Genomic DNA, 11354 nt, shown 5'->3' with positions numbered 1-11354 from the left:
CATCTGATGTAATTATACAGACTGGAAATAACGCCAGTCTTCTTGTTGTACACAAAAATAGATTAAAGAAATAATTTTAAAAACCTGCTTAAAAGTACTTGACTTTTGTTAGCAGGTTTTTCTGTCGATAAATACAACAGGAACTGATATATCTGCGAGCAGTTTCTTACTTGTTGCCGGATCAGAACTGACATATATAATTCCTTCTACCATCTTGGATTTCAGCGCATCCAGAAACTTCTCTTCCTGTATATAGTTATTATCTGTACTTCCAAACAATACTGTATATCCATGGGCAAAAGCCTCGTCCTGTGCACCTTTCGCCATTTCAGGGAAAGCATTTCCAATATCCGGTATCACAAGCCCCAGTGTTTTTGTATTTGATTCCTTCAGCCCCTTTGCCATACTGTTCTGAACATATCCCAGATGATCAATTGTTTCAAAGACCTTCTGTCTGGTTGCCTCTGAAATATGTTCATCTTTTCCATTAATAATCTTGGAAACCGTAGCAATCGACACATCCGCCTGCCTGGCAACATCTTTAATCGTTACCCTGTGTTGATTTTTCTGAATCATTTATCTCACCTTTAAGTAAACGTTTACCTGTATTGTAGCAGATATATTTCTTTTGTCAATGGCTTCTTTTGTTTTGTGCATATCTTAATAAATAAAACAGCTCCGAAATATTGTTCTGTTGATATGCATTTGCAGGGATCGTAGTAACTCTTAGGTTCTGGAAATTCGCGTTATAAAAAATCCGCCCACTGTCTGAGCCGCATAGCGGCGAGTTTGGGCGGATTTTTTATGGTTTTAGCGAATTTTCAGGGGCTTAGAGTTACTAAATCCCGAAACCGCATATCAACAGAACAATATTTCAGAGTGTCCCTCTTATACAAATAAAATTACATCTTCTTTCCTTTTTCAGCCGCTCCATTCAGAGCTTCAAAAACAGCACTTCTGAATCCGTTCTGTTCAAGGATTCGAACTCCTTCAATGGTAGTTCCTGCCGGGGAGCATACCATATCTTTCAGTTCACCTGGATGCATTCTTGTTTCCAGTACCATTTTCGCACTGCCAAGTACAGACTGTGCAGCGAACTGATATGCCTGTTTTCTTGGCATTCCCTGGGCTACTGCCGCATCTGCCATTGCTTCTACAAACATAAACACATACGCCGGTGAACATCCACTCACAGCACCTACAGCATCCATCAGACGTTCCGGTACTACTTCTGTACGACCGAAGCTATTAGTTATCTCGCAGATCTGAGCTAATTCTTCTGATGATACTTTCTCATTGGCACATACGCCTGTCATGCCCTCGCCAACCTGCGCAGGAGTATTTGGCATCATTCTTACTACTTTCAGAGGTTGTCCACATTTCTCCTCCAGCCACGCAAGAGTTTTCCCCGGTGCAATGCCTACGACTGTGTGTTCCGGTGTCAGTTCGTCTTTTACTTCATTCAGTACTTCTTCATAAAACTGTGGCTTTACTGCCAGGAAAACCAGCTTTGTACTTTTTACTACTTCACGGTTATCCAGAGTTGTCACCACACCCAGCTTTTCTTTGCTTCGTCTGCTTCCTTCTTCTGTAAGATTGGAAACAATAATCTCATCTTTTTTGTAAAGTCCTTTTTTCAGCATACCGCTGATCATTGCTGAACCCATATTTCCACATCCGATAAATCCGATTTTCATAAGCATAACTCCTCTCGCATCTGTTCTTAATAGTAATTCCAGAAAATACTGCATGCAGTCCTGCCCCGCAGAGTGTGAAGTCCTGCATCATGTAACTTTTTATTTTTCTCTGCTTTTTCGCATATTATAGTACAATCCTTTAGCAAAGTAAAGTGTCCGTTTATGATACTCGTTTCTTCTTTCTATTGGCAGCTTTATTTGACATAAAGAAATAACACATCGGTAACAGATACAGATAAATTGCCGCGCACACGCTCACTGTTGGTGCACCGATAAATGCCAGAGGTACCGCTGATGCAATTGACCACGGAATCAGCGGTGCAACTACAACTGCTGAATTTTCCAGTGAAAGTGCAAATTCTTTTTTATCTTGGTTGTTTCCTCCGCAAAGTTGATTGGTCAGCATGATTGATAGGGTCTGGTTGCAGGATACAGCTGCTGTCACAACAGATGTCAGCAGGGTTGTTCCGAATGGCGTGATTTTGCTGTTTAATTTTCCAACTAAATCTTCGATTCCATGGAGGAAATCTGTTCCTTTGAAAATTCCGGAATAGCAGGAGGAAATGCCTACGATAGCAATAACTTTTATATTGGAAAGAATTCCGCCTCCGCCCATCAGTCGGTTAATCTGTATGTTATCCGGTTGAAAACCAGAAATACATAATGATAAAAGTCCGGAAATTGGATATTTCTGTATCAGGACTGCGACAAATATTCCACTCAGCGCACTCGCCGCCAGAGTTCTCTTCACATCAACACGCATTGCTGAAAGAACAAGCACTACTACAACAGGAAGTAATGTCCATACTGATAAATGATAGAACTCTCCCAGTATCGTCCTGATTTCTCCATCTGCGGTTCCTGTATGTGTCCGCAGGCCCAAAGTCCAGTAAACTGTACAGGAGATAATAAATGGCACAATTGCAGTCTTCGCCATGCCTTTCAGATTTTCGTATAAATCTGTTTTCGTCAATTCGCTTACAAGCAGCGCACTGGTAGAAACAGGTGAACATCTGTCTCCAAAATAAATCCCGGCAAGTATGGCACCTCCTGCAAGAACTTCTGAAACATTCATACTCTTCGCCATTGTCATACAGATCACGCCCATAGTAGCCGCTGTTCCGAATGCAGTTCCGGTCAGAAAGGACACCAACGAGCATAGCAGAAATGATGCCAGCAACATAATCGACGGCGCACATATTCCAGACGCATAATAGACAATAAATGCGATCGAACCGCTTGCCCTCCACACGGCAGTCATGATTCCGATCAGAATAAAAGTCAGCAGAATATTCTTCGCAGTCTTCACTCCCTGCCAGGAAAAAACCATCATCTGCTTCCATGTTTTCTTCTTTACCAGTCCATATGTCAAAAACAGCACCAGTCCCAGAATCATGGCATAAATAATAGAAATCCCGGTAAAAACACATAATAAAAGAACTGCCGCAAATATTCCAAGTAATAATAATTCCATAGTATACCTCCGGAGATTATTATATATCAGCTACAGTTCTTTTTCTATTCTTATATTGTTGATGCTTTAAGGTTTTTTGATGTTTTCATCATTTTATAGTAAACCGGAATCAGCAGTGAGCAGGCTCCGATCCATGCCATTGGGCTGGCAATGCATACAGATGTATATCCAATAACTCCTGAAAGTCCTACGGTTGCTGCAATTCGCATTACCAGTTCGATCATGCAGGCAGCAAACGGTGCACGTCCATTCTGCATGCTCTGGATAGAAGTACGGTATACTGCAAGCAGACCCAGTATGAAGTAACATGGTGCTACAACTGTCAGGTACATATCTGAATAGTGATAAATTTCCTTTGTCGGGTCTGTAAGGAACATTCTTACGATCGGATGACGGAGCAGGAGGATGCCGATACACATGATCAGGTTGAAAGTTTCTGTCTGGATCAGGCAGGCGCGTACGCCCTGACGGATACGGTCTCTTCTACCGGCGCCAAAGTTCTGGGCTACATAGTTGGAGATTGCCGTCATCATTGCATTGTTTACCAATACAGAGAGCTGATCAGCCTTGGATGCTGCGGTGTATCCTGCAACTGCTGCAGTACCCAGTGAGTTTACAACTGTCTGCATGGCAAGCTGACCGATACACATAACGGACATCTGGAATCCCATTGGAAATCCAGTCTTTAAATGCAGGATTGTTGCATCTTTTAAATCTGTAAAATCTTCTCCGTGCAGATGCAGAATTGGAAAGTTCTTCAGTCCTACGATCAGGCTCAGTACTGCAGAAAGGAACTGTGACAGAATAGTTGCCCACGCTGCTCCCGCCACGCCCATATGTAACGGTACAATAAACAGGACATCAAGAAAAATATTCAGCACAGATGAAAATACCAGAAAATACAGCGGTGTTTTACTATCACCCAATGCACGAAGCATATTGGAGATCATGTTATAGAAAACAGTTGCACCTGTTCCAAGCAAAACAATAAACATGTATTCATATGCTTCCTCTGAAATGTCAGATGGAATCTGCATCCATACAAGGATCTGTCGGGCAAGCAGACAGCAGATCAGTGTCAGTACTACTGTAAATGCAATACTCAGCAATGTGGAAACTGCCACACTTTTGCGCATTCCTTTTTCATCTTTTGCTCCGCATTTCTGTCCAAGACAGATACCGAATCCGCCTGTAAATCCATTGATAAAACAGAATACAAAATAAATAATGATACTGGTAGAACCCACTGCTGCCAGAGAATCCGCTCCCAGCGTTTTTCCTACGATCACTGAATCCGCCAGTGTGTAAAATAACTGGAACAGATTTCCCAGGATAACAGGGATTGCGAATTTCAGCAGTGACCAGAACGGATTTCCTGTGGTCAGGTCCATTTCTTTTGATCTTGCCATGTTTACTCCTCCTTGCGCGTTAATGTATCTAACGCTATAATAAAATTATTATTTTCAAATCAAAATCGGAGAATTGTAAAATGGCTATGCGTAAAATTCTGGTGGATGACACCAACCGTGAACTTTGTGAACATGGAACTGCCACGTTTCCCATGACAGTCAGTCATGATGACCTCTGGGCTTTTGAGGGAAAAAGTGTTCCTATTCACTGGCATAATGACCTGGAGATCAGTGTTCCCAGAGAAGGGGAGGCAATCTATCAGGTTTACCAGAAAAGTTATACTGTCAAGCCTGGAGCGGCTCTTGTACTGAACCGAAATGTACCACACAGCTGTCATTCACCAAACAACAGCCACACCAGATACAGCACCTTTCTGGCACGTCCGGATTTTATATACGGTGAATTTGGAAGTGATGTGGAACGCAACTGTTTCCGTCCATTCCTGCAGAATTCTGCTGTTCCCTGCATTCTTTTGAATGAAGAATGCAAATGTACAAACAGCGTGATCCAGAAGCTCAATGAAATAGAGGAAATCTTTGATCAGAAGTCCTACTGCTACGAACTGAAAATCAAAGGTCTTCTCTGCGAAGTGTACAGTCTGATCCTCTGCGAACATCAGAAAGAATTCACAAAATTCATTCCGTCCAACCAGCTTGAACTGGAAAGACTGGAGCAGATGCTGAATTATCTTAATACACATTTTGAGTCTGTAATTTCTCTGCAGGAACTGGCCGATCAGGTTCATCTGTCCAGAGAAGTCTGCTGCCGCCTGTTCAAAAAAATGACAGGCAAAACAGTTACCGGATATCTGGAAGAATACCGTGTCAACCGGAGCCTGTCTCTGGTACAGAGCAGTCAGTACTCCATGATCCAGATTGCAGATATGACAGGATTCAGCAATGCAAGCCGATTTGCTCAGGCATTCCGTAAACAGTTTGGCTGCAATCCCGGTGAATACAATTCTCTTAAGCAGCAGAATCTCTGATTCTGTCATTTCAATCATATTGAAATGTGAAATGAACGCTTCTGATTCTGCTGCATGGCTAATTATATTCGAAACCTGTCTGAAAGACGATTCCTGTATTGATTTACATGATACAGATATTGACTTTTTCTGTAATATAAAAAAACTACATCATCCGTTTCAAAGACGCTGTAGTTTTTTCATGGCAATTCACTTGCAAATTTAATAGTATTTTTTAATCGTAGAGCAGATTGCTTTCATGTCCAGCGGCTTGGTAAAATGTTCATTCATCCCTGCCGCCTTACTTCTTTCTATATCATCTATAAACGCATTGGCTGTCATTGCGAAGATTGGTATGGTCTGCGCATCTTTTCGCTCCATGGTACGGATCATTTTCGTTGCCTCAATTCCATTCATTTCCGGCATCATAATGTCCATGAAGATCATATCAAAAGTCCCCGGAACAGAGCTTTCAAATATTTCTGCTGCCTCTCTTCCATTCCAGGCTTTTGTAACAATGATTCCTTCGTTCTGCAACAAAAACTCCGCAATCTCCATATTCATATCATTATCTTCTACCAGCAGTGCTCTCTTTCCCTGCAGACTGACCGAATCTGTCTGGGATTCTGTTTCCGGCGATTCCGTCTGTTCCTCGTCCGTTTTAAATGACAAAGTCACATAAAATTTCGTTCCCTGATTCATTATGCTTTCCACCGAAATCCTGCCGCCCATATGCTCTACCAGTTCTTTTGTAATTGCAAGTCCCAGACCTGTACCGGCATACTTTGTCCGCACTTCGATATTTTCCTGAGCAAATGGTTCAAACATATGCGTCTGAAATTCTTCACTCATTCCATACCCGTTATCTTCACAGGTCCACTCAAAAACAGCTCTGCCATTCTGACAGGAAGTTTCCCTGCAGCATACCCTGATATATCCACCCTCTTTGTTATACTTGACCGCATTTCCAAGAATATTCAGCAATATCTGCCGCAGATGTACCGGACTTCCCTTTAGCCTTTGATGACGGATGTCTCCATAATCAGAAGAATAAGAAAGACCACATTCTTCCCCCTGAACTTCTATAATCTCATCTGCTTCCTGCAACAGTTTCTTTAAATCAAATGATTTCTCTTCCAGTCTGATCTCGCCGGATTCCAGCTTATTCATATCCAGAATATTATTAACCAGCTCCAGCAAGTATCCGGAAGCATCCCTCACCTTTGCCCTGCATTCCTTCTGCTTCTCCAGGTCCTGTGCAAAATAATCACCTATATCTACAATCCCTCTTATTCCATTTATAGGCGTGCGGATATCGTGGCTCATTCTGCGCAGAAAATCAGTTTTCGCTATATTTGCACGTTTCGCTTCTTCTGCCGTTTTCATCAGCTGTTTCTGATATTCGAATTCTATTTTCTTCTGTTCATTGATTTCTCTTACCAAATAAAGCACATTTGTTACTGTACCTTCTGCATCACGTTTTTTCACAATAAATCTTCCCTGATGCCAGTCTCCTTCTGCGGAAAGATATTCATGAGAAATCGTTTCTTTATTCCTAAGTCTCTCTGCCAGAGTAGAGATATCCAGAAATTCCTGCATAACCTGGCGATACTCCGGAACAATTGTTTCCAATACTTCTTTCCCGAAAAATTCTGAAGATCTTCCTGTTTTTCCTGTAAGAGAATGAATTGTATCTCCGCTTGCAACTTCCTCATAGGTATCTGTCTGAAGATCCATTCGATATATTAACCAGTACATTTTCCCGATTGCGGAAATGATTTCATTATTCAGTATCTGACTGGCCAATGCCTCTTCTATTTTCTTCTGCTTCTGTTCCAGGGCAGAAATCAGTTTCAGATTCTGGCGTACGCTTCCCAGGTGTCCGCACACATCCGTCAGCAGCTTCATGGAAAGCTCTCCGTCATCCAGATTTGGATTATCCACACCGATGAAACCTGTCAGCTTATGGCTGGCAAAGATCGGAACAGCGATTTCTGTCCGAATCCCCCGTTTCTTCATCAGCTCATAACCGCAAGGAGCAATCTCTTTTATTTTCTCCCTGTCTACTATGATTATGGCCTTTCCCTTCTTAAATTCATTCTTCCACCCCGACAGATATTTTGCAGGAACCTGTCTCAGATTGCAGTTACGGGGTTTCACGCCTTCTTTGCACCATTCCAGTGTGTTGCTATATTTATCACGTTCCTCTGAATCCCACTCATACATATAAACATTCTCAGCATCTGTATATTTTCCCAGTGCCTCTAACAGTGCCGGAATCATTTTCATCAGTTCTGTCTCTTCAGATACCTGGTCCATCAAAGAAATCTGGTGCAGGATTTCATCCATGCTCTCTAATTTTCTTTTATAAACCTCGGCACTGTTTTCATACTTTTTCATTCTCATAATCCTCTCTGGTCGACCAGGAAATTTCCCTATTTGCAAATATTATATCATAGAAAAATCAGCCAGAAAATTGTTTCTGACTGATTTTTAATGCAAATTTATTTTTTTACCTACGCGACGTTTCGTAAATAATTATACCAATTACGCAGGAGGCAGATTTTTAGTTATTCTCCTTAACCAACAATTTAATCATAAATTCAAAATTCTTCTGATCCAGACGATACTCTTTTGATAATTCCGGTCCACAACTATTGGATCCAATACCATTCTGTGCATAATCCAGACATAACACTGTGCTGCCACATTTCTCCAGCTCATAGCTGTGAGCTTTGTCGGTCAGCTCTTCCTGAGTATATACAGACGCATTAAACGAAAATGTCTTTTCACCAACTGCATAAATACTCTGATCACCACTGGAAACTTTCACATAATCGCAGTCTGTATGACTTCCGTTTTCCTGTGGGCGCAGATAATCTTCATGCATTTTCTCAACAGCTGCACGGTACACTCCATGACTTCCTGCATGTCTCTTGTCCACGTAACTTTCCTCAGGTCCGATACCGGAATAAGTAATATCTGCGAAATCACTATTCAAGAACAGTCGAATTCCAAATCTCGGAAGCATTGGGAATTCCATATCTCTTTCCACGTCCATCTTTACTGTCACTGAACCATCGAACATAATTTCCCAGTCAGCTTTCACTTCCAGGATTTTCTGAACCGTAGGTGCCATAAGTCCGATCACACTGCGAACAATCACTGTTCCCTCTTTTGTTTCATACGTGGTTTCATATGCTCTTGCATAACTCTGGTCATAATGTGCATTCATCCATTCCAGTTTGATTTTTCTGTCATTGTCGGTCGGCGCACGCCAGATGTTTAATTCCATTGGTGCCGTAAAGAGCTCTTTATTCCCAGATTTCATGCTTTCGAACAGGCCTGTCAGTTTGTTGAATACATATACATAATTTTCACCGGAAATTGTCAGGTAACGATCTTTTTCTTCAATTTTCATACTGTCAGCATTTCCCACAGTTACTTTTTTCTCAAGCAGTTCTGCTGCGGTCTGGTTTCTTCCATCTTTATTCTCTAACAGGATTTCATCAAATCCCAGATTCTGATTTTTCTCCTGAAGTACATTTTCATTCTTCAAATGATAATTCACTTTAAGATAACATTTTCCATTATCAGGAATCTCAACTTTAACATTTACTTTTCCATCTGTTCCGGCAGGGATCTTTTCATCCAGCTGGATTTCTCCTGTCTGTACTTTTTCGCCATCTTCTGTCACTTCATAGGTAAGGTACAGATAATCTTTCAGATCTGTATAATTCAGGTAATTATGCAGTACCAGTTCTCCGGATGCCTGATCATAGGAGACAATTCTTGCAGGACGATATACATTTTTATACTCTTTCAGTCCTGTGTGTGGAGTTCTGTCCGGATATACCAGACCATCCATACAGAAGTTTCCATCATGAATTTCTTCTCCATGATCACCTCCGTAGAAATAGATTGGCTTTCCGTTTTCTGCTTCTCCTTTATAAATGGCATGATCACACCATTCCCACACAAAACCTCCACAGAGAGCATCATACTTCTGAATATACTTAAAGTAATCCTCAAAATCTCCAGGTCCATTTCCCATGGAATGGCAGTACTCTACCAGTAAGAGAGGTTTCTCAGGTTCCTCTTTCATATAGTCTTCAATCTCTTCAAAGGCCGGATACATTCTTCCAACAATATCAATGTTTGAATAATCATATTCTCTGTCTGTACTCTTATAAAAAGCACTCTCATATGTAGTCAGACGGGTGGGATCATATGCTTTCGTCCATCTCAGTGCTTCTTCAAAAGTACATCCATATCCACACTCATTTCCCATTGACCAGATTACAATGGACGGACGGTTCTTTTCTCTGCATATACAAAGTTTTGTTCGATCCAATGTCGCCGGAATAAATTCCGGATTATTGGAGATTCGTCTGTTCCAATGCTCTACTACATTATCCCACTCAGAATTCTGCAGATACTGTGTCTGTATACCATGACTCTCATTATCTGCTTCTGCGATCACAAAGAATCCATATTCATCGCACAGCTGATAAAAATACGGAGAATTCGGATAATGGCTGCTTCGTACTGCATTGAAATTGTTCTGTTTCATCATAGACAAATCTTTGTTAATCTGTTCAATATTAATCACAGAACCAGTTACAGGATCAGAGTCATGTCTGTTTACACCATTGAATTTAACTTTTGTTCCATTGACGTAAATCACACTTCCCTCACGGTGAATCTCACGAATACCAATACGGTCTGTGATTACCTCATTCTCTGAAGCAAATACGACCTGGTACAGATATGGAGTTTCCGGCGTCCAGAGTTTCGGATCATCAATCACAAATTCTGCTCTATAATTATAAGCTCCCCCGCAGTCTGCCGGGCTGAACTTTCCTTTCTGCACCAGATTTCCCTGCATGTCCCGTATCTGTATTTCCAGATCTTTCGAAATACATTTCTCCCCAAGGAAACTTGCCTGGATTTCTACTTTTGCTTTCTCGCCCTGAATTTCTGTTTTTGTAAAATAATCATACAAAACATTCTCAGGTCTTTTCAGAATATATACGTCACGGAAGATACCTGTCATTCGGAATTTATCCTGATCTTCCAGATAAGTTCCGTCACACCATTTCAGAACCAGCACTGCCAGTCTGTTTGTACCTTCCTGCATATATGCAGTTACATCAAATTCACTTGTTGCATGAGATACCTGGCTGTATCCCACATAGCATCCATTCATCCATACATAAAAGCAGGAATCTACACCCTCGAAATTAAGGAATGCTTCAGATGCCTCTGCATCTCTGTGATACTCAAATTCATGAATATATGCTCCACAGGGATTCTCCTGCGGCACATATGGCGGATCCAGTGGGATTGGATAACGGACATTTGTATACTGATGGCTGTCATAGCCAAAATTCTGCCAGATTCCCGGTACCGGGATGTCGTCAAATTCATCTACAGATACCCCATCCAAATAAAACTTCTCCTGCAGATCATAGATACTCTTGTAAAATTTAAACTTCCAGGTATCATTCAGAAGCTGCATTCTGTCTGATTTCTCTCTGTCATGAACCAGTGGTCCCATTTCTTTTGATGCCGGCATATAGTATGCGCGATATGGCATGGTATTTTCGTGTAAAATCTTCAGGTTTTCATAATACTTTGGTATGATCATCTGATTTCCTCCCAATACGTTTTAATCATATCTTGCGTGTGTTCCCAATTATTTTTCATTTTTACTGCAGATGTTTTTTTGCTTCTTTTCACACTCGGATTGTACGTTACTGCTTGCTCCGTTTTCAGCAATGATTATACTGTTTTTTATTTAAAAAAC

General features: G+C 41.3%; 6 protein-coding genes and 1 pseudogene. 1 reads left to right on the top strand and 6 read right to left on the bottom strand.

Going from position 1 to position 11354, the window contains the following annotated elements; all coding sequences use genetic code 11:
• Positions 1–108: 108 nt before the first annotated feature.
• The 4 genes and pseudogenes from KQI87_RS05350 to KQI87_RS05335 all read right to left on the bottom strand — a co-directional run.
• Positions 109–576 (bottom strand): LacI family DNA-binding transcriptional regulator, encoded by a 468-nt coding sequence (locus tag KQI87_RS05350; RefSeq protein ID WP_216459207.1) that lies wholly within the window; start codon positions 574–576, stop codon positions 109–111.
• 326 nt (positions 577–902) lie between these two features.
• Positions 903–1697 carry a pyrroline-5-carboxylate reductase gene (gene proC, locus KQI87_RS05345; protein WP_216459206.1) on the bottom strand — a complete coding sequence of 265 codons (795 nt, stop codon included), beginning with the start codon at positions 1695–1697 and terminating at the stop codon, positions 903–905.
• Between the two features lie 160 nt (positions 1698–1857).
• Positions 1858–3171, bottom strand: a complete 1314-nt coding sequence (locus KQI87_RS05340; protein WP_216459205.1) for a Na+/H+ antiporter NhaC family protein — start codon at positions 3169–3171, stop codon at positions 1858–1860.
• 257 nt (positions 3172–3428) lie between these two features.
• A pseudogene (locus tag KQI87_RS05335) lies at positions 3429–4562 on the bottom strand (MATE family efflux transporter); the annotation flags it as partial.
• Between the two features lie 98 nt (positions 4563–4660).
• On the opposite strand from KQI87_RS05335, the gene KQI87_RS05330 reads away from it, so the two are divergent.
• Entirely contained in the window at positions 4661–5566 is a 906-nt protein-coding gene (locus KQI87_RS05330; protein WP_216459203.1) for an AraC family transcriptional regulator, read from the top strand.
• 201 nt (positions 5567–5767) lie between these two features.
• Here KQI87_RS05330 and KQI87_RS05325 read toward each other — a convergent pair whose 3' ends face one another.
• Positions 5768–7945, bottom strand: a complete 2178-nt coding sequence (locus KQI87_RS05325; protein ID WP_216459202.1) for a hybrid sensor histidine kinase/response regulator — start codon at positions 7943–7945, stop codon at positions 5768–5770.
• Positions 7946–8111: 166 nt separating this feature from the next.
• Positions 8112–11195 carry a glycoside hydrolase family 2 TIM barrel-domain containing protein gene (locus KQI87_RS05320; protein ID WP_216459201.1) on the bottom strand — a complete coding sequence of 1028 codons (3084 nt, stop codon included), beginning with the start codon at positions 11193–11195 and terminating at the stop codon, positions 8112–8114.
• Positions 11196–11354 lie beyond the last annotated feature (159 nt).

Source organism: Blautia sp. MSJ-9 (assembly GCF_018919065.1).
Lineage (GTDB): Bacteria > Bacillota > Clostridia > Lachnospirales > Lachnospiraceae > Blautia_A.
This window is presented reverse-complemented; position numbering and strand designations above follow the sequence as displayed.